The organism is Klebsiella sp. K47, from assembly GCF_051858335.1.
GTDB lineage: Bacteria > Pseudomonadota > Gammaproteobacteria > Enterobacterales > Enterobacteriaceae > Klebsiella > Klebsiella pneumoniae.
Window position 1 is genome coordinate 126,071 of record NZ_JBPYUI010000015.1, and the last position, 17,818, is coordinate 143,888.

Genomic DNA, 17,818 nt, shown 5'->3' on the forward strand with positions numbered 1-17,818 from the left:
AACGAACCCGGCGGTGCCTGTCACGCTCTATCAAACGCTGAAGGAGGCGCTGGCGACAGCGACCTGGACCCTATGAGTATTTCAATGACAACAAAGCTCAGCTACGGATTTGGTGCCTTTGGTAAAGATTTCGCTATCGGTATCGTCTACATGTACCTGATGTATTACTACACCGATATTGTTGGCTTATCGGTCGGGGTGGTTGGCACCTTGTTCCTGGTGGCAAGGATCCTCGATGCGATAGCCGATCCGATTATGGGATGGATCGTTAACTGTACGCGGTCGCGATGGGGAAAGTTCAAACCGTGGATCCTGATCGGCACGATAACCAACTCGGTGGTGCTGTATATGCTGTTCAGCGCCCACCATTTCAGCGGCGGGGCGCTGCTGGCGTGGGTGTGGCTAACCTACCTGCTGTGGGGCTTCACTTACACCATCATGGATGTGCCGTTCTGGTCGTTGGTGCCGACCATTACCCTCGATAAACGCGAACGCGAGCAGCTGGTGCCTTACCCGCGCTTTTTCGCCAGTCTGGCGGGATTTGTCACGGCCGGCGTCACGCTGCCGTTCGTCAACGCCGTCGGCGGCGCCGATCGCGGTTTCGGTTTTCAGATGTTCACTCTGGTGCTGATCGCCTTCTTCGTCGTTTCCACCCTCGTCACCCTGCGCAACGTGCATGAGGTTTACTCCTCCGACAGTGGTGTGAGCGAAGACTCCAGCCACCTCTCACTGCGCCAGATGGTGGCGCTGATCTTTAAAAACGATCAGCTGGCCTGCCTGTTAGGCATGGCGCTGGCCTATAACACGGCGGCGAACATTATCGCTGGCTTTGCGATTTACTACTTTACCTACGTGATAGGCAGCGCGGAGATGTTCCCGTATTACATGTCCTACGCCGGGGCGGCGAATTTGCTGACGCTGATCCTGTTCCCACGACTGGTGAAAGGGCTGTCGCGGCGCATTCTGTGGGCGGGTGCTTCGATCATGCCGGTGCTGGGCTGCGGCGTGCTGTTGCTGATGGCGCTGGGCGGCGTTTACAACATCGCGCTGATTTCGCTGGCCGGGGTGCTGTTGAATATCGGCACCGCGCTGTTCTGGGTGCTGCAGGTTATTATGGTGGCCGATACCGTCGACTATGGCGAATATACGATGAATATCCGCTGCGAAAGCATCGCCTATTCCGTTCAAACGCTGGTAGTCAAAGCCGGTTCGGCGTTTGCGGCCTGGTTTATCGCTATCGTGCTCGGTATCATCGGTTACGTGCCGAATGTTGTGCAGTCGCCCCACACGCTGCTGGGGATGCAGGCGATTATGATTGCGCTGCCGACGCTCTTTTTTGCTCTGACGCTGTTTCTCTATTTCCGTTATTACAAACTGAATGGCGATATGCTGCGACGGATTCAGATTCACCTGCTGGATAAATATCGCCGGGTACCGGAAAATGACGTCGAGCCGGAACGGCCGATTGTGGTACCCAATCAGGTGTAAAAAGCGTGCGAAAACCGCTGACGAAAGAGGGGAGGGATGCTCTCTTTTTGAGCAAAAAACAGTGTCTTAAAAAGACAGAAAGAGAAAACTGTAGTTCTCTATTTTATCTCAATTATTTCTCTTTTTGAGCGTTCTGGACTGTTTGTTTCTTCGATTGTTCTCAAATAAAACTCAGAATTGTCTCTTTTTCGTGCTCTTGCGCTGCTTTTTAACTCTTGCTACTCTTTTTGGGTCTTACATTTTTCTCTTATTTGTCTCAGTGATGGAGCAATGCAATGCGCATTTTTATCGATGATGGTTCAACCAATATCAAAATGCTGTGGGAGCAAGATGGCGAAACTTTCACCCATATCAGCCCCAACAGTTTTAAACGCGGCTGGTCTGCCACCTTCGGTTCGGGGAAGCCTTTTAACTACACGGTGGATGATGAAAAGTACTCATTCGACCTGATCACTCCCGATGCGCTCCCAACCAATAACATTGACTGGCAATATAGCCCGTTGAACTCCATCGCTGTCCATCATGCGCTGCTGACCAGCGGTCTTGAGCCACAGGATGTTGAAATTGTGGTCACCCTGCCGCTGACCGAATTTTATGATGAAGATGCGCAATATCGCCTCGACAATATTGAGCGCAAGAAAAAGAGCCTGCTGCGCGAAGTTAAACTGAATAAAGGCGTGGTGTTCAATATCACTAAAGTTACCGTGCGCCCGGAATCGATTCCGGCGGGCATTAGCCTGTGTGATGAGCTGAAACCGTCGCATTCGGTGCTGATTATCGACCTTGGCGGCACCACGCTGGATATTTCAATGGTCGCCGGGCAGATGACCTCGGTTTCGCGCATTTACGGCGACCCGAAGCTGGGCGTATCGCTGGTGACCGACGCCGTTAAGCTGGCGCTGGCCCGGGCGAATACCGACACCTCCAGCTATAACGTCGACCAGATAATCATCAACCGCCACGACGAAGAATACCTGACCGACAACATCAACGATCCGGATGCGGTTTCTGAGGTGAAGAAGGTGATCAATAACAGTATCGAACGTCTGACCACGCGTGTCCTGACGGCCATCGATAGCTTTAAAGGCTATTCGCACGCGATCGTCATTGGCGGCGGCGCGCCGCTGGTTGCCGACGCCATTCGTGAACGGATGGGTCTGCGCGAGGATCGTTTCGTGGTGGCTGAAGAGCCGCAGTTTGCCCTGGTGCGTGGTCTGAAAATTATTGGTTAAGGAGCGTCTATGACTCTGGATCGCAGAAAAGTGCTGATTTACCTGCGCCCGGATATCAGCGCCAGCGAGCGCTTCGCGGACGCAAAAATTGAGGCCCATCACCGTGGCGACCGCGGCGATATGTCGCGTACCGCGCTGCTGGCGGGGCTGGCGTTAGGGGAAGTCGATAGCCGCTTGCCGTCGATGCTGGCGGCGTTGCTGGCGGAAGATACTAAACCGGAAACGCTGCGTAAGATGCTGGCCTCGTTCCTTGAGATCCAGCCGGCCTCTCCCGCCCCGGCAGCCGCGCCAGCGGCCGCTCCGGCTAAGGCGCCGGAGCCGCCCGCGCCGGTGAGCGAGAGCGTCTCCGCGCGTAATCTCGCCGGTTCGTTACCGGATTAAGCGCTATTCCCGGTTTGCGCGACCCGGCAAACTCCCCGGCTTGCGCTGCGCTTAGTTTGTATGCCGGGTATGGCGTAGCCGCCATTCGGCAAACAGGCGGCTCCCTGGCTGGGGCCATGCCCGGCGGCGCTACGCTTGCGCGGGCCTACGGATCCAGTGCAATGGTGGGCCCAGTGCCATTTGTAGGCCGGGTAAGGCGTAGCCGCCACCCGGCATACCGGCGGCTCCCTGGCTGGGGCCATGCCCGGCGGCGCTACGCTTGCGCGGGCCTACGGATCCAGTGCAATGGTGGGCCCAGTGCCGTTTGTAGGCCGGGTAAGGCGTAGCCGCCACCCGGCGCGAAGACGGAACGCCACGACCCGGGATGGCACCCCTATCCGTGGGCGAGGAAGCGCGCCAGGCGCTGCTGCAGCAGGCGATTTTCGCGGGTCAGCCGCGCGTTCTCATCCAGCAGGGTCAGCGCCACCGCAATTCCCGGCCAGTCCAGCTCCAGCTCGTTACGCAGGCGTACCGCGCGATGCACGATTGTCACCGCGCTGTCGTCGAACAGCCAGGTGTCCGCCTGCGGCTGGTGTGGCTCAATCATCCCTAAGCCGACGATCTCCGTCAGCTCCTCTTCCGACACCCCGGTACGCAGGCACAATTCGGTAATGGTAAACGTCACTGTTACTGTAGCCATCAGGCTTTCCCCCATGTCTTACGCGGATCGAAGCTGGCTTCGGCGGCGGCCAATTGTTGCCAGAGCTCACGCGCTTTTTCATCTGGTTTTGGCGGCATCACTATTTTAATAACGGCGAACAAATCGCCGGTGTGGGTTTTGCTCACGAGTCCTTTCCCTTTGATACGCAGTCGCTGCCCTGCCTGACTGCCCGGCGGCACCGTCAGCAGAATGCTCTCTTTCAGGGTGGGCACCGTCACTTTCGCGCCCAGCGCGGCCTCCCATGGCGCCAGCGGCAGGACGATCTCCAGGTTATGACCGACAATATCGAATAGCGGATGCGGGGCGATGTGGATAACCAGCCACAGATCGCCGTTCGGGCCGCCATTCTCCCCCGGCGTCCCCTGGCCTTTCAGGCGGATACGCTGACCATCGACTACCCCGGCGGGGATCTTCACATTCAGCGTTTTCGGCGTTTCGCTTTCGATCATGCCAAACACGTTGTACACCGGCAGGTTATAGCTGATGGTGCGCGTCTGCTCGGCCAGCGTCTCTTCAAGGAACACCGCCACTTCGATCTCCAGATCGTGGCCGCGCGCCGCGTGTTGACGACGACGCTGATGCGCCTGCTGGCCAAACATGGAGGAGAAGATGTCGTCGAAATCTTGCTGACTGTAGCTCTGCTCGTGGGTCTGTCGCTGGCGACCGAAGCCGGGATCGTTGCGATGCTGCCAGAGCTGATCGTATTCGGCGCGCCGTTGCTCATCTTTCAGGACTTCCCAGGCTTCGGCGAGATCCTTAAATTTGGCTTCGGCATCGTTTTCTTTACTGACGTCGGGGTGATATTTGCGCGCCAGGCGGCGGTAGGCGGTCTTGATGGTTTTCAGATCGTCGGTTGGTTGCACCCCGAGAATGGCATAATAATCCTTCAATTCCATGATTTTTTCTCATCTATGCTCAGTGCGGTGGTTACATATTCCCTGGAACAGGCGTCAGTATAAAGCGTAGGGCAAATGCGCCCTGACGGGGAAGAAAAGTGGCGGAAACTTGACGCCGTCGGGGTCGACGGCGCCGTGGATAAGGTTAGTCTTTCGCCTGCGGCCGTGGGCGGCGGCTCCATCCGGTGAATAGCACCAGCAGCGCGCCGACGGTGCCAGCCAGGCGCGCGGTGCCCTCGCCGGCGCTGGGAAACAGCCGGCGAATGGTAGGGTCGCTGACCAGCATTGACCCGGCAATCCAGCCGATGAGCATCCCGCCCAGCAGCACCACCGCGGGAAAGCGGGTGAGCAGGACCAGCACCAGCTTGCTGCCGGCGACAATAACCGGAATGCTGATCGCCACGCCGAGGGCGACCAGCGCAATGTGCCCTTTCCCCGCAGCAGCTACCGCCAGTACGTTATCCAGCGACATAATCACATCGGCAACGGTGATGGTGATCGCGGTGCGCCACAGGCTGCCAGAGCTGCTAACCTCGCTCTCTTCTTCCTCATTCCTGACCAGCTTGATGCCAATCCACAGCAGGAGCAGCGCGCCGACTATTTTCAGCCACGGCAGCGACAGGAGATACAAAGCGATCGCCAGCAGCAGAACGCGCGCCAGGATGGCGCCCACGGTACCGATGATGATCGCTTTGGTGCGTTTCTGCGGCGGCAGTTTGCGGCAGGCCATGGCGATCACCACGGCATTGTCGCCACCCAGCAGTAAGTCGATGGCGACAATCTGCAGCATAATCACTGCCATGTCCCATTGTTGAAGAAATGCATACATATCGAGAGAAACCACCTGAAAAAAGAGCAAGAAAAACCGCTACGCAGGGTACTCCGCCTGGGCCGCGTTGACCACTGGCGCAGACCTGCGCTATCGCGCGGGAAAGAGAGAGCCTGAAAAATAAAGTTACGAATCAAGGCGCCGTTGGGCAAGGCTTCGGCGAAAAAGGGTGATATTTTGTCACCCAGACTCACCTGCCGTTCACTTATCGCAAGGATCCCCACTATGTCTGGCCACAAGAAATACCTCTCTGTCGCCCTGCTGAGCGCTGTCTTACTGCCGGCGATGGCCTCTGCCGCTGACGCGCCGGCGACTTTCACCCCGGAACAGGAGGCGAAAATCGGCAAAATCGCCGCCGACTATCTGGTTGCCCACCCGGAAGTCCTGCTGCAGGCGAGCCAGAAACTGCAGCAAATTCAGGCTGAGCAGCAGGCCAGCGCGGCCACTCAGGCGGTGCTGAAGAACGCCGCCGTGTTGACCCAGGATAAAAATACCCCGACCTACGGCCCGGCCAACGGCAAAGTCACAGTGATCGAATTCTTCGACTACCAGTGCGTCTACTGCAGCCGTCTGGCGCCGGTGATGGAGCAGGTGATTAAAGCGCACCCGCAGACCCGCTTCGCCTTCAAAGAGTGGCCGATTTTCGGCGGCCGCTGGGAAAGCTCGCTGGAGGCGGCAAAAACCGGCCTGCAGATCTATCAACAGAAAGGGGCGGATGCCTATCTGGCCTACCATAACGGGATTTACGCTACCGGCCATAACGAAGGCAAGCTGACGACGGCGGATATCCAGCAGCAGGCGAAGAAAGCCGGCTTTGATGCGAAGAAGGCCGCCGACGTCGAACCGGTGCTGCAGAGCATTAACGATCTGGCGCAGGAGATTGGTCTGAGCGGCACGCCGGGCGTGATCGTGATGCCGACCACCGGCGCCACGGAAGCCAGCATCACCGTCTTCCCGGGGCTGGCAGACAAAGCCTCGCTGGAAGCCGCCATCAAAAAAGCCGGCGGCTAATCCCCGGCGTATTACCTGTCCAGGCCGCCGACGGCGGCCTTGCTCTCATGCGTCATCGCTCTCTTCCTGCGGCGGCGGTAACGCGTGGCTTTTTAAATCAATAATCTGCCCGATTTGATCGTGGTAAACGGTGAGCAAATTATAGCGGCTCATCTCCGAGATAATCTGCGGCGCGACGTTAAAGCTGCTCGCCAGCTCATCGTCGCGCAGAGCGAGCACCGCGGTATGACGCCGGGTATGGGCGCGGCGCCGGTTGTAGTGATACCAGAGGATCAACAGCCAGCCGTTCAGCGCGGCAATCAGCAGATACACCAGCGCCGTATTCAGGGAGTCTATCAGCGTTTCCCAGTGCGGAGAGGGCGGCGCGATGAACTGCATCAGCAAATTGGCGTACAGAAAGAACAGAAAACCGAGCCAGGCCAGCAGCGTTAAGCCGGCGTCGACCAGCCGGGGCAGCACCCGATGTTCGGTTAAGATGAGCGTATTTTCATTCATCACAGGCTTCCTTTTCCCCGGTCCGGGCTCACCCAGCGCGCGCGGGAACGTTGACGTTTCACCATCACTTTCGGAAAAGCGACCAGCGTGGTCAGCAGGCCGATCATCCAGTAGACCATCGGGAACCAGATCACCCAGAACAGCGATTTGGCGACCTTTTTCTCATAGCGCCGCTCGATATACAGACTGGCGACGAACTGCAGCAGGCACATCAGGCCGAGCAGCATGCCGGTGAATTCCGGTGGAAACAGGCTATGCACCGCCAGATTGTCAGGCAGCGGCATCAGGCGGCTGAGGATAAACAGCAGAATGGTGATCGCGTAGGCAAAGGCCCACAGCGTGGAGCAGGCATACTCCAGAAACAGCGGCCACATCCGGTGATGCTGCCAGTGAAACAGGCGGCGCAGATTGACCAGAAAGACTTCGGCGCCGCCCTGGGCCCAGCGCAGACGCTGCTTCCATAACCCTTTGAGGGTCTCCGGCATCAGGATCCAGCACAGCGCTCGCGGCTCGAAAAAGATGTCCCAGTGGCGGAGCTGAAGCTTCCAGCTGATATCAATATCTTCAGTGATCATATCCGGGCTCCAGTAGCCGACGTCCGCCAGCGCCTGGCGCCGGAAGGCGGCGATTACGCCGGAGACGGTAAAGACCCGGCCATAGATCCGCTGCGTCCGTTTGATAAGCCCAATGATCGACGAGAACTCCCCAACCTGAATGCGGCCGATCAGCGTGGATCGGGTGCGGATCCGCGGATTGCCGGTGACCGCCCCGACGTGCGGATAATGGATCAACGGCGCGACCAGCCAGGCCGCGGTATCCCGGTCCAGCAGGGCGTCGCCATCGATGCAGACCAGCAGATCGCCGCGGGCGGCGGCGGCGCCCGCTTTGAGCGCCACCGCTTTTCCCTGATTGGCGGCCAGATGGATCACCCGCAGTCTCGGCTCCTCCTGCGCCAGCTGCTGGAGCACCTGGGCGGTGTTGTCCGAAGAGCCGTCGTTAATTGCGATCACTTCAAGATTGGCGTAACGCTGGGCCAGCGCTGCGCTGATGGTTTCCCGGGCGTTTTTCTCCTCGTTAAAGCAGGGGATCAGGATCGAGATCAGTGGATTGCCCGGCAGCGTCGGCGGCGGGGTATCCTCCCCCCACGGCCAGTGACGTTCCAGCTGAAACCAGAAGTAGAGACCCCCGGTGATCCACAACACTGACATAAACAGCGGCCAGAAAAAGACAAAGTCGAGGATAAGCTCGCCGGTAAATACCGCTGCGACACCTAACGGCAGCCCGAATACGAGGCATAAAATGCACAATGCGATAATGCGATCAGTCATGGTCAGGGTACCACCAGGAAGAAAATTGCGGCCTGATACGAGAGATATCAGGCTGGTTGTTAATAAAATCGTCAGGGTAGTAGCCGTAGTTTTTGACGCCGTTCAGCCGCAGCAAACGCATCCAGTCCGCCAGCTGCTGGTCGGGAATGGCGTTTTGCTGGCGTCGATTCCAGTCTCTGGCCTGCAGTTCAAAGATGGTTTTCTTCAGCGCGCCCGGGTGGCGGGCGACGGCCTGCACCAGCCGCGTCAGCCAGGCCTGGCTGGCGTCGATCGGCACGGACTCCATCAGCGGCATCGCCATGGGGACCGTCCAGTCATAGGCGGCAAGGAAGTCATCCAGATTCTGCGCAAACCAGGCTTCGCTTTGCGGCTCCAGGATCGGCAGGCCGAAGAGATTACGCGCCGTTTTCACCTGCGGGCCGCGGATGGCCTGCACTGCCTGGCGTAGATCCAGAGTGAAGCGGGTCAGGGTTTGGCTTTTGAAACGCATCCATGCCTGGCGCTCTTGCGGACGTTGGGGCACCGGGGCGGCATCGTGCGCCATACCCGTCTGCCGCCAGGCGGCGACCGCCTCCGGACTCACGTCTTCAAAATCGGTCAGCACGGCGTCGTCGTGAAACAGAATCCCGCTGAAGCTGGCGTGTCGGGCCAGATCTTCGTAGATGTCGGTGATCTGCTGGCGAACCCGGGGATCCCAGGGCGACAGACGGACGTACGGCTGGCGGGCAAGTAACGCCTTCCCGGTTTGCGGATCCCAGCGCTGAACGCGCGGCAGATCTGAGGCAAGATCGAAGGCCAGCACCGGCATCCAGGCATAAACCTTCACATTGCCGCGGGTCTGCAACTGCCAGGAGACGAAGTTAAACAGGTCGGCGCGCATCGGCAGCCAGCGGTTGGGGAAATAGAGTGACTTGACCGTGCCGTCGCCCTGCGGGTCGGAGAAGGCCTGCAGAAAGACGTGGCTGATTTTCATGTCATAGACGCGCTGCACCAGCTTATCGATATTCTTTGCCTGCTGGACGGGATTGGGGTCATAGACATAGTCCAGATCCACATGCATCACCCGAACAGGATCGGCTTCCTGAATCTGGGTCACGGCGCTGGCAAAGGCCTTGAGCGACGGGTTACCGGCGATCAGCAGGCGTGGAATATTGTCCAGATCCTTCACGTTGCCCAGGCCGTCGTTCAGCGTAAACGCCAGCTGATACCCTTGCTGTTTGGCGATGGCCAGGGTGCTGCCGCTGGCGGCGCCGTAGGGCCACACCCAGGCGCGCGGCGTTTTCCCGGCAACCTCATGGATTTTCGCCGTTACTTTCTGCACGTCATCGGTCATTCGCCGGGTAAACTGCGCGTCGCTTTCATAGCGGCCGGTGGTTTTATCCCAGCCGCGGTTGGCGGCGGCAGGCTCGCGGCTGCCCTGCGGATTGGCCGGCAGACCGTAGTGCGAGGCCCAGGTGTGAGCGCCGATCTCCACCAGCGGCGAGCGGCTGAGCTCGCGCACCATCTCCCAGGTAGCGAAGCGCTCGCGGGGCGTCATCAGGCCGCCAAAATTAACGGGCTGACCAGCGGGAGTGTCCACCCAGCTGCCCACCGGCGCCCACAGCGCCGGGACGTTCCAGGCTTTAAGCAGCGGCCATACGCGGGTGTAAAAGCTGCTGTAACCATCGTCAAAACTGAGGAGAAAAGCCTTGGGCGGCAGCGACTTTAAGCCATAATGTGCATCGAGAATGTCCTGAACGCTAATCGCATGGTAGCCGTTATGCAGCAGCCAGGCGATCTGCTCATTGAGTGCGCTGGTGCGCACCGAAAGATAACGCTGGTCGGCGGCATCGTCTTCGACGTCATGGTAGGCCAGCACCAGAAAGCGATCCGCCGGCCAGGGTTGATTGGCCTCCAGTTGGGGGCGCTGCTGCGGGGCGAGGAAGGGGACTTCCTCAGCACGCACGCTGAAGATAAGGCACAGCCAGATGAGAAGCATCAGGCCGTTGCGCAGGGTCGTGTTCAGCATGGTCATCCTTAAAACCGTATATTTGCATCAAGAGTGATGGCGAGGTTGTTTTCACGTTTGCCGTCGTAGGGGCGCTTATCCCAGTTCAGCATCAGCCCGGAGTCGACGACGTTGTTCCAGCGCAGGCGCTGCCCGTAACCCAGCACCGTGATCGCCCCGGCGGCGTGATTTTTTTGCCAGTAGCTGCCGCCGCCGGCCAGTAACTGCTGGCTCCAGACGGTGTCATAGCGCTGGTAAAGCGTGTGATCGACGGCCAGCGCCGCGGTGGCGGCGAGGTCCCGTGCCGGACTGTAGTAGGCGGTGTCGGTGCGGCTATTGGCGCTGGCCGACAGACCGGGCTGCAAATCCAGCGTTAACCATGGGGTTTGCCAGAGGCGTTCTTTACCGGAGAGGGTGTACTCCTGGCGGCGGTTGCGATCGGTAAACCGGCTGGCGGCCGCGCTGAAGCGGTACTCCCGGCGTTCGTTTGGAGACCAGCGCAGCCAGCCTTCGCCGCGGTTGGCGCTGACGCCGTTGCGTAACGCGCGCAGCGGCGTCTGCTGCGAAATCCGCTCCAGTTCGCCGCCCAGCTGCCAGCGATCGCTAACGTCATGGGCGGCGGAAAGGCGGACGCCGGGCTTGTTCTCGCCGTGAAAATTGACGCTGGAGAGCTCAAGCTCGCCCCAGTAGTCGCGCGGACGCCATTCAATACCGGCAAACAGCTGGCGACGGCTGCCTTTCCCCTCTTCAAAATTGCCTTCAGCGAAGCGGTGCCCGCCGAACAACCGCCAGCTGTCGGCTAGCGGCGGGCTGTAGATCGCCGTCTCAAAACTGAGGTCGTGCGTGCCGCTCACCGGGTTGTCGGAATGCAGCCCTTTGCCAACGCTCAGGCGCAGCTCGGAGAGATGATGGATCTCGCGCGCTCTGGCCAGGCGCTGGGTGTTCAGATCCCGTGGCGAGCGGGCGACGACGTCGTCAGCCAGCAGATCCATTTGCCGCCACTCCTGCAGATCGAGGGCGACCCAGGCCTGCTGGCGCTCCAGCTGCAGGCTGGCGGGTTCCAGAGATTCCGCCGCTTTTAGCTGGCGTTCGGCTGCCCGTGGCAATCCTCTCTCCTGCAGAAGGGCGGCATAGTCTATCTGCAGGCCCTGGTTTCCAGGGGCCGTCGCCGCCAGGCGCTGCATTCGGGCTTCGGCCTGCGGCAGGTCGTTGGTAGCCGCTAAATAGTGCACGTTAAGCGACTGTGCGGTGAGCCAGTCGTCGTTCGGCTGCGGCGTTGGCGAGCCGTAGAGACGACGGATGTAGGGCGTATTCCTGGTGAGGCGGGCGACATACCGTTGCGCCTCCGGGTACTGACCGGTGTCCAGCAGAGCGTAGAAAAGCTCGTGTTCCTCATTCTGTTGGCTTGTCAGCCACGAAGGATGCTGGTGGATAAGCGTCAGCGCAGGCTCAATTTGCTTAAGGGCGATAAAAGAGGAGATGACCCAGCCGATGGCCCAGTCGGGAACGGTCTGCTGCTGGGCGATCAGGCTTTGGTATTCGCGGATGACCTGCGCGTACTCGGCGCTGGCGTACAGTGCGCCCAGACGATCAATACGCGCCCGGATGATGTCGGGCGCAGCCTGTGGGTCGGGGTGCCAGGCGGCGATCATCGCGTCATACTGCGTGAGCGCCGTGCGGGCCAGCGCGTAACGCGCCTTTTCTTCGCGGGAAGGGGTATCGGCAAGGCGCACCAGTTCGGCGGCGGCGTTCAGCTGCAAGTTACGCTTTTCCGCAGGCGTCAGTTCGACGCTATTCGCCAGGCCGAGAGCAGGGGAATCAATCCGGTTGCGGGTCAGGGTCGCCATCAGGCTGGCCAGCGCGGTTTTGTTTTGCGGTTCACGATCGAGGATCTGCGTGTCCACCAACAGCTGGTCCCAGCTTTTGCCCAACCGCAGGTAGACATAGGAGAGCGTCTGCAGGTGCGCAACGCTCGCCTGCTCCGCCACCAGGCGACGCGCTTCGCTGAGCGCCTCGCCGTCCTTGCGGGCATCGGCGAGCGTTTTGATATAGCCGATACGATAGTCGTCGCTGCCAGGGGCCTGGCTGAGTGCCTGCTGCCAGAGGGTGAGCGAGGTTTGCCACTGCTTCTGGTTGCGCAGGGCCTGCGCCGCGGCGGCGGTGCCCCGTGCGGGAATCGGCATATAGACCTGGTAGCGTCGCCAGACTTTCACCACTTCATCGTCCTGACCGGCCCAGAGGGCCACCTGCAGCCAGTCCGCCACCTGAGAAGGGGTTAAGGCATGCCGCAGCTGGTACTGCTGAAGGTAACTGAGAAAGGGGGCGTACTGGCCTTGGCGCGCTTGCAAGATTTGCTGGTCATAGAGCGAATCCGCTCCCTGAACCAGCGCCGGGAAGAGCAAAAGCAAGCCGATTGATAGCGAGAGTTTCGTGTTGCGATTAAACAATAACGTATTTGAATAAGGTGATCTTTCCATTTCTATTTGCCATATGTTCATCAAGAATCCATTGCACAACACGACCGTCCTTTGACGGTGAGTTAAAGGATGAGGATGGTCCCATTTAGCTGACTGGCACTGCAGGTGAATGACCTATTGCAAACTAATAAACATATCTCCTGTTGATAAATGAATGGGTAATTTATACCCGATACGGCAACCGATAAATATGGATAAATTATGGTCTGCGTTTTAAGATAATTCTGTAAAATCGACTTCATTCGAACGGAAGTGTTCAAGTTGATTTCTTTAACCTACTGATATAAATAAAAAAGAAAGTCAGGTGGAATTTTGTTTCAAAATGGCGGTGTGACTTATATTTAGTTGGGGTTAGAGTTTTTTAGGCAATATTTAAGATGATTTCTGACAAAAATTCTCAATAGCAAAAAAAGCATCTTTTTTGTGGATTTTTTTTATTTATAATCAATCTGTTTATTTCCTGTCAGAACGCAAGGAGGGTTTTCACAGCCAGATTCAGATGCCGCGCTAATGATAAATCACAGGTCTCGTTATTTTCACCGCCATGCGAAGCGTTCCATAGGGGGAGGGAAAACGTCTGGTTGACGAGAATTTGTTGATTAAATGTTAAAGGGACGATTTGTGGCAACTTTAATGATATTGGTTACCCAGGATTACTATCTTTTTCAAGGTGTTAAGAATTTTTTTCCTGATATCATTCAGTTAGATTCTAGCGGAAAAGCGATTTTAGATAATGAGGTTGATGAAGTCTCTCTGCTGGTTGATAGCCGCTCGCCGCTTTGCCATTACGATTATCTCGTGCTGGCAGCGGCGAAATCCAGAAAGCGAATATGTTGTATCGTCCTCGATATGCGCCATCGGGAAGAGCATTTACTGAGCCTGAAATCGTTTTTAAACATGTCATTATCACCCGCGGATATGGCGACATTATTTGGTCTTTTTCTGGAGATGAATAGCAAGCGTCTGACCAAAGAGTGGTTTGACGATCTGCGCTTAAGTTTGTCTGAACAGTTAATGTTACGTTTACTCATGGCGGGGATGACCATGGAGGAGGTGGCCGTCAATCTCAATACGTCACTAAAAAGCCTTTACCGCAAGCGTACTGCGCTTTATGAGCGTTTGGGGTTAGATAATTTTAATGAAGCTTGCTTATTTATCTTTCGAAATAAGCTGCTGGAGCAGACCGAACGTTCGTTATGAAGCTTCGCTGTACAGAGAATGGATGTTATCGCAAGGTATTTGTTGACGAAAATCTAATAAATTAAATAGATATTGATAGGTACAACCGTCGATACCCGGCGGTATCGATGATGGCATTCGGCATATAATTCCGGAGCTCTTTGGAAGTATTTACCGCCAATGCGGTTTGCTATGCACAGCGATTATTATAATGAATATATTCCTTGCGCCGCACAGGAATAGTTTTGTCATAAATTAACACTACCATGGTATTCCGACTCACGCGTCGGAATACCATGAGATATCGTGAAAGCATCAGAGGAGCGAGGTGGATGAGAATAAGGGACAGTATTGCTGAGCGGTTAGAGGCATGCGGCCTCTACCGTCGGGCGGCATCCAGATGGATTGAGGTGATGCAGCGTTGCCTGGACGATGAGGACCGAGAGTGGATCCGTCACCATCGCAATCAGTGTCTGAAAAAGGCGCAACGTCCGCCGGCGCCGAAAGAGGAGTTTGCCGACCTCCACCAGGCGGCGAAAGAGACTCAATATCGTATGGGCATTGCGAAGCCCTATGGCGAAGCATTCAGACTGCCCGGCAAAGGGAAAACGGCCGCCGAGTAATGCCTTTCTTCACGACGTTTGCCTGACGGCTTCGCCTTATCCGGCCTACGAGTCCTCTGCTGGTTCAAACAGCGTAGGCCCGCGCAAGCGCAGCGCCGCCGGGCGATACACATCAGACGCCGTACCCGCGGTTGTGCCGGATGGCGGCATAAATGCCTTATCCTGCTTACAAATGGCATTGGGTCCACCCATGACATTCGTCCGTAGGTCCGCGCAAGAGCATGGGGTCAGTTCATTGCTGGGCGGTTTTTTCGTTTTCAAAGCAAGAGAATACGCATGAAAAAAGGATCTCAAGAAGATCCTTGTGATGTCACGTTCAGCCGTTAACAATTACGTTAATACGACTCATATTTAAGCCCGTAATTCCTACTCCACCTAACGTCAAAAAGGGGCTTTCTATCAATACACCGATCCTCTGTCGGGATGTCGTTAAAACAAAAAACCTCATCGGTAGAAAACAGTAGGTTTTCATCCGGTTCCGTGCGATATCCATCCCCAAAATCAACAATCCATACATGGTAAAAGCCGTCTTTACCCTCGTGTGGAATCCCGTACTTCGCCTGTATTACGGCCTTATTGGCTTCCCACCAGGCTATCTGACGACTTTTCAGGTATGGAAAATGCCTGACCAGAATCGTATTTCCATCGTGAACTGCCACAATCTCAACCGGGGACAGATACTGCCATAGTAGATAACCACCTACCGCAGCCGCTACAACCCCCGCTATCAGTCGCTTATTCACCCCGCCTCCCGCTGATTTCCACGGTCGCATTCATCTCGGTGATGAACGGCCTATAGCCGTATTTCACATAGCGCTGCAGCACAAACCAGATCCGGAAAATTCGGCCCTGATGAAAAACAGGGTTCAGGATATCCGCGTCATCAAGCCCGAAGTGGTCCTGTACCCGGTAGTGTACTTTCGCCCGGTAGCTGTCGCCCGTCACCTCCAGTGACTCGAGCGTGATATGCGTCGACCACGTATCATGGACGGTAATCACCAGCCCGTTAGTCTTATCGATCTGACGATCAAATTTAGGTAGAACAGCTTTATTAACTTCCTTAAAGTTGCCCTTTCCGTCGAATAAATCGTCCTTTTTACCGAGAGGAAGAAATCCATATTCGTAGCTAACAGCATCATCCAAGGCCCTTTTAATCCCCAACAACGAGCTATCACTCGAATGGTCATTCAGGATCTGCTCTTTCAGCGCCCTGTCCAGTAATGGGCTGCTGTACGATGTGCCGCTGTTCCCCTGCATATGATTAATCATTTCGGTGATGATGTTTTTATATGGGCCATGGAAGGAGAATACCTTGGCAAGTCCCCGGAACTCATCAAACATCAGCCGGACACTTTCCTCCCGGCTGACCACGACCGGCGTACTTCCCGTCAGGCTGCCCGGATAAAATACACCATACGAACTGGCGGGCGCTGGTGGGACAAGGGTCAGCGTATACGGGTTCACTTTCGCCGAGACATCCGTCAGACCAAAGCGCTCTTTCAGTGCTTCCTCGCTCAGATCACCGTGGTGCATGTCCTTTGCGCCGTAGTCATCCATTGCCCTCTGCGTGGCATAAATCAGCGCCGGAAGGGGCATTGGCTGAGGCCCTTTAGCCTTCGCCTCATTCAGTTTTTTCCTGCTGGCTTCCCTCTCCCGTTCGGCAGCCAGGCCGGCATTGCAGTTATATTCGTAGGTGTTATCCAAATCTTGCGGAATGAATTTCGCCCGACACGGGCAGGAGCTGTAACTTTCGATGGAGCCTGCTAGCTGGCGGTTTACACCGCCTACTTCGTACATGTCGCCCATGCCACCACAAATACGGTAGATCCCCGGATGTTTTCCGCAGGTCACTTTATCGCTTTCCCGCGCCTGTGATCGCCCGAAAAATTCGGTGTCTTCAGCACCGGTGATAATTTTACCGCCACAGACGGTACGATCTCCCTGGAAAAGAAAATAGCCTTCCAGCGCCATCAGTGCTTATCTCCCGGCACAGTTAAAAAGCCATCCGGCAGTGCATCGCCCTCACGGAATACAAACATCTGACACCCCTGAGGTGTTGAAATGATTTCATCACCGTTATCCAGCATGCTGCCCACGAGCGCCATCGATTCCCCCTGCATCACCCGACCTTTACCGGCTCCGCAAATAATGGTCGCCTCACGTCCATCCGGATACACAACTTTATCTCCGACCCGCGCAGAATAGTGCCCGTCAAGGGTACTTTTGCCGGATGTCTCACGGATCACGCCACCATGACGGGTCAGGCTGCCAATCGTTGCACCCCGGAAAATATGGAGAACAGGGCGCTGTAACATTGATTCCATTTCTGCGACGAGTGACTGACGCGACTGTGGCTCAAGTTCTGACAGAAACTCATCGGTAAATGGCGGCTGACGCAGCCGTTCCAGTACATCAGTGGTCAGTTCATTGGTGTATTGCTGTGACATGGTAAATCCTTTTAGTGTATCTGGTTGCTCATTCCGCTCTGAGCGATCATGGATTAGAATTGAAGTTCGATCAGTGTTTCGCATCTGTTCGATCAATCGGGATGCGTTAACTTTTTATAGTGCTTTTAACCTGTTTTTCCCTCGCTTTCCACTACCGGCGAGCTTTTCCTCATCGACTTACCCTGCAAAACCACCCTGCGCGCGTTTTATACAGCAGCCTGTCCAGGATTACGTCTGCCGTTGTCAGGATCTCCATCAGTCCATGCTGTCCACTGGGAACTGATTCACTACGATGGTACTGCTTTGGCCGTAATGGTCTTAAGTGATCTCCAGCAGGCGTTTCTTCGTCCTCCAGGCCCGTGCAAGCGCAGCGCCGCCGGGCGATACACATCAGACGCCGTACCTGCGGTTGTGCCGGATGGCGGCATAAATGCCTTATCCGGCCTACGAGTCCTCTGCTGGTTCAAACAGCGTAGGCCCGCGCAAGCGCAGCGCCGCCGGGCGATACACATCAGACGCCGTACCTGCGGTTGTGCCGGATGGCGGCATAAATGCCTTATCCGGCCTACGAGTCCTCTGCTGGTTCAAACAGCGTAGGCCCGCGCAAGCGCAGCGCCGCCGGGCGATACACATCAGACGCCGTACCTGCGGTTGTGCCGGATGGCGGCATAAATGCCTTATCCGGCCTACGAGTCCTCTGCTGGTTCAAACAGCGTAGGCCCGCGCAAGCGCAGCGCCGCCGGGC

19 protein-coding genes and 1 pseudogene are annotated in these 17,818 nt (G+C 56.7%); 8 read left to right on the top strand and 12 right to left on the bottom strand.

Annotated features, from left to right (window positions below):
- Positions 1 to 72: 72 nt before the first annotated feature.
- The 4 genes from melB (at position 73) to RRF55_RS16135 (ending at position 3,101) form a co-directional block, all read left to right on the top strand.
- Positions 73 to 1,488 carry a melibiose:sodium transporter MelB gene (gene melB / locus RRF55_RS16120; RefSeq protein WP_439419145.1) on the top strand — a complete coding sequence of 472 codons (1,416 nt, stop codon included), beginning with the start codon at positions 73 to 75 and terminating at the stop codon, positions 1,486 to 1,488.
- A gap of 5 nt (positions 1,489 to 1,493) precedes the next feature.
- Positions 1,494 to 1,616 carry a hypothetical protein gene (locus RRF55_RS16125; protein ID WP_004146677.1) on the top strand — a complete coding sequence of 41 codons (123 nt, stop codon included), beginning with the start codon at positions 1,494 to 1,496 and terminating at the stop codon, positions 1,614 to 1,616.
- A 147-nt stretch (positions 1,617 to 1,763) separates the two neighbouring features.
- Positions 1,764 to 2,720 (top strand): plasmid segregation protein ParM domain-containing protein, encoded by a 957-nt coding sequence (gene parM / locus RRF55_RS16130; protein WP_004177778.1) that lies wholly within the window; start codon positions 1,764 to 1,766, stop codon positions 2,718 to 2,720.
- 9 nt (positions 2,721 to 2,729) lie between these two features.
- Positions 2,730 to 3,101 carry a plasmid partitioning/stability family protein gene (locus RRF55_RS16135; protein ID WP_004186571.1) on the top strand — a complete coding sequence of 124 codons (372 nt, stop codon included), beginning with the start codon at positions 2,730 to 2,732 and terminating at the stop codon, positions 3,099 to 3,101.
- Positions 3,102 to 3,474: 373 nt separating this feature from the next.
- Here the strand turns inward: RRF55_RS16135 and cbpM are convergent, their stop codons facing one another.
- Positions 3,475 to 3,780, bottom strand: coding sequence for a chaperone modulator CbpM (cbpM, locus tag RRF55_RS16140; protein WP_002885324.1), 306 nt, complete (start codon positions 3,778 to 3,780; stop codon positions 3,475 to 3,477).
- Entirely contained in the window at positions 3,780 to 4,697 is a 918-nt protein-coding gene (cbpA, locus tag RRF55_RS16145; protein ID WP_002885338.1) for a curved DNA-binding protein, read from the bottom strand. Before cbpA ends, cbpM begins: the two co-directional genes overlap by 1 nt.
- Positions 4,698 to 4,772: 75 nt before the next feature.
- On the opposite strand from cbpA, the gene RRF55_RS16150 reads away from it, so the two are divergent.
- The gene (locus RRF55_RS16150) at positions 4,773 to 4,886 is read left to right on the top strand and encodes a hypothetical protein (RefSeq protein WP_048332293.1); all 114 of its coding nucleotides are present in this window, start codon (positions 4,773 to 4,775) and stop codon (positions 4,884 to 4,886) included.
- Here the strand turns inward: RRF55_RS16150 and RRF55_RS16155 are convergent.
- A complete protein-coding gene (locus tag RRF55_RS16155; protein ID WP_048332294.1) occupies positions 4,843 to 5,526 on the bottom strand; it encodes a TerC family protein in 684 nt (227 codons plus the stop codon). The two genes, RRF55_RS16150 and RRF55_RS16155, sit on opposite strands and share 44 nt — an antisense overlap.
- Positions 5,527 to 5,751: 225 nt before the next feature.
- On the opposite strand from RRF55_RS16155, the gene RRF55_RS16160 reads away from it, so the two are divergent.
- Entirely contained in the window at positions 5,752 to 6,537 is a 786-nt protein-coding gene (locus tag RRF55_RS16160; RefSeq protein ID WP_002885391.1) for a DsbA family protein, read from the top strand.
- A 45-nt stretch (positions 6,538 to 6,582) separates the two neighbouring features.
- Here the strand turns inward: RRF55_RS16160 and pgaD are convergent, their stop codons facing one another.
- Genes pgaD through pgaA form a run of 4 tightly spaced genes read right to left on the bottom strand, consistent with a single transcriptional unit; the run spans position 6,583 to position 12,824 of the window.
- Entirely contained in the window at positions 6,583 to 7,032 is a 450-nt protein-coding gene (pgaD, locus tag RRF55_RS16165; protein WP_048332295.1) for a poly-beta-1,6-N-acetyl-D-glucosamine biosynthesis protein PgaD, read from the bottom strand.
- Positions 7,032 to 8,360 (bottom strand): poly-beta-1,6-N-acetyl-D-glucosamine synthase, encoded by a 1,329-nt coding sequence (pgaC, locus tag RRF55_RS16170; protein ID WP_002885393.1) that lies wholly within the window; start codon positions 8,358 to 8,360, stop codon positions 7,032 to 7,034. The genes pgaD and pgaC overlap by 1 nt, the downstream gene beginning before the upstream one ends.
- Positions 8,353 to 10,368 carry a poly-beta-1,6-N-acetyl-D-glucosamine N-deacetylase PgaB gene (pgaB, locus tag RRF55_RS16175; RefSeq protein WP_130974889.1) on the bottom strand — a complete coding sequence of 672 codons (2,016 nt, stop codon included), beginning with the start codon at positions 10,366 to 10,368 and terminating at the stop codon, positions 8,353 to 8,355. Before pgaB ends, pgaC begins: the two co-directional genes overlap by 8 nt.
- A gap of 8 nt (positions 10,369 to 10,376) precedes the next feature.
- The gene (gene pgaA / locus RRF55_RS16180) at positions 10,377 to 12,824 is read right to left on the bottom strand and encodes a poly-beta-1,6 N-acetyl-D-glucosamine export porin PgaA (protein ID WP_074423037.1); all 2,448 of its coding nucleotides are present in this window, start codon (positions 12,822 to 12,824) and stop codon (positions 10,377 to 10,379) included.
- Between the two features lie 633 nt (positions 12,825 to 13,457).
- On the opposite strand from pgaA, the gene RRF55_RS16185 reads away from it, so the two are divergent.
- On the top strand, positions 13,458 to 14,024 hold the full coding sequence (locus RRF55_RS16185; protein WP_002885396.1) for a helix-turn-helix transcriptional regulator: 567 nt from the start codon (positions 13,458 to 13,460) through the stop codon (positions 14,022 to 14,024).
- Here the strand turns inward: RRF55_RS16185 and RRF55_RS16190 are convergent.
- Positions 14,019 to 14,141: a hypothetical protein gene (locus RRF55_RS16190; protein ID WP_004146686.1), complete on the bottom strand. Its 123-nt coding sequence runs from the start codon at positions 14,139 to 14,141 to the stop codon at positions 14,019 to 14,021. The genes RRF55_RS16185 and RRF55_RS16190 overlap by 6 nt on opposite strands.
- A gap of 194 nt (positions 14,142 to 14,335) precedes the next feature.
- Here RRF55_RS16190 and RRF55_RS16195 point away from each other — a divergent pair, with 194 nt between their 5' ends.
- Entirely contained in the window at positions 14,336 to 14,626 is a 291-nt protein-coding gene (locus RRF55_RS16195; RefSeq protein WP_004153693.1) for a PerC family transcriptional regulator, read from the top strand.
- A 335-nt stretch (positions 14,627 to 14,961) separates the two neighbouring features.
- Here RRF55_RS16195 and RRF55_RS16200 read toward each other — a convergent pair whose 3' ends face one another.
- The 4 genes and pseudogenes from RRF55_RS16200 to RRF55_RS16215 all read right to left on the bottom strand — a co-directional run.
- Complete coding sequence (locus RRF55_RS16200; RefSeq protein ID WP_009484467.1) at positions 14,962 to 15,369, bottom strand: DUF943 family protein; 408 nt, start codon at positions 15,367 to 15,369, stop codon at positions 14,962 to 14,964.
- Positions 15,362 to 16,597, bottom strand: coding sequence for a PAAR domain-containing protein (locus RRF55_RS16205; RefSeq protein WP_048332297.1), 1,236 nt, complete (start codon positions 16,595 to 16,597; stop codon positions 15,362 to 15,364). Before RRF55_RS16205 ends, RRF55_RS16200 begins: the two co-directional genes overlap by 8 nt.
- Positions 16,597 to 17,073 (bottom strand): PAAR domain-containing protein, encoded by a 477-nt coding sequence (locus tag RRF55_RS16210; protein ID WP_009484465.1) that lies wholly within the window; start codon positions 17,071 to 17,073, stop codon positions 16,597 to 16,599. Before RRF55_RS16210 ends, RRF55_RS16205 begins: the two co-directional genes overlap by 1 nt.
- A 125-nt stretch (positions 17,074 to 17,198) precedes the next feature.
- Positions 17,199 to 17,391 (bottom strand): annotated as a pseudogene (locus RRF55_RS16215) (AAA family ATPase); the annotation flags it as partial.
- Between the last annotated feature and the right edge of the window lie 427 nt (positions 17,392 to 17,818).

Excerpts from the sequence above, each read along its gene's own strand:
- melB (WP_439419145.1), top strand. The coding sequence starts at position 73 with ATGAGTATTTCAATGACAACAAAGCTCAGCTACGGATTTGGTGCCTTT.
- parM (WP_004177778.1), top strand. The coding sequence starts at position 1,764 with ATGCGCATTTTTATCGATGATGGTTCAACCAATATCAAAATGCTGTGG.
- RRF55_RS16135 (WP_004186571.1), top strand. The coding sequence starts at position 2,730 with ATGACTCTGGATCGCAGAAAAGTGCTGATTTACCTGCGCCCGGATATC.
- cbpM (WP_002885324.1), bottom strand. The coding sequence starts at position 3,780 with ATGGCTACAGTAACAGTGACGTTTACCATTACCGAATTGTGCCTGCGT.
- cbpA (WP_002885338.1), bottom strand. The coding sequence starts at position 4,697 with ATGGAATTGAAGGATTATTATGCCATTCTCGGGGTGCAACCAACCGAC.
- RRF55_RS16150 (WP_048332293.1), top strand. The coding sequence starts at position 4,773 with ATGCGCCCTGACGGGGAAGAAAAGTGGCGGAAACTTGACGCCGTCGGG.
- RRF55_RS16155 (WP_048332294.1), bottom strand. The coding sequence starts at position 5,526 with ATGTATGCATTTCTTCAACAATGGGACATGGCAGTGATTATGCTGCAG.
- RRF55_RS16160 (WP_002885391.1), top strand. The coding sequence starts at position 5,752 with ATGTCTGGCCACAAGAAATACCTCTCTGTCGCCCTGCTGAGCGCTGTC.
- pgaD (WP_048332295.1), bottom strand. The coding sequence starts at position 7,032 with ATGAATGAAAATACGCTCATCTTAACCGAACATCGGGTGCTGCCCCGG.
- pgaC (WP_002885393.1), bottom strand. The coding sequence starts at position 8,360 with ATGACTGATCGCATTATCGCATTGTGCATTTTATGCCTCGTATTCGGG.
- pgaB (WP_130974889.1), bottom strand. The coding sequence starts at position 10,368 with ATGCTGAACACGACCCTGCGCAACGGCCTGATGCTTCTCATCTGGCTG.
- pgaA (WP_074423037.1), bottom strand. The coding sequence starts at position 12,824 with ATGGAAAGATCACCTTATTCAAATACGTTATTGTTTAATCGCAACACG.
- RRF55_RS16185 (WP_002885396.1), top strand. The coding sequence starts at position 13,458 with ATGATATTGGTTACCCAGGATTACTATCTTTTTCAAGGTGTTAAGAAT.
- RRF55_RS16190 (WP_004146686.1), bottom strand. The coding sequence starts at position 14,141 with ATGCCATCATCGATACCGCCGGGTATCGACGGTTGTACCTATCAATAT.
- RRF55_RS16195 (WP_004153693.1), top strand. The coding sequence starts at position 14,336 with ATGAGAATAAGGGACAGTATTGCTGAGCGGTTAGAGGCATGCGGCCTC.
- RRF55_RS16205 (WP_048332297.1), bottom strand. The coding sequence starts at position 16,597 with ATGGCGCTGGAAGGCTATTTTCTTTTCCAGGGAGATCGTACCGTCTGT.
- RRF55_RS16210 (WP_009484465.1), bottom strand. The coding sequence starts at position 17,073 with ATGTCACAGCAATACACCAATGAACTGACCACTGATGTACTGGAACGG.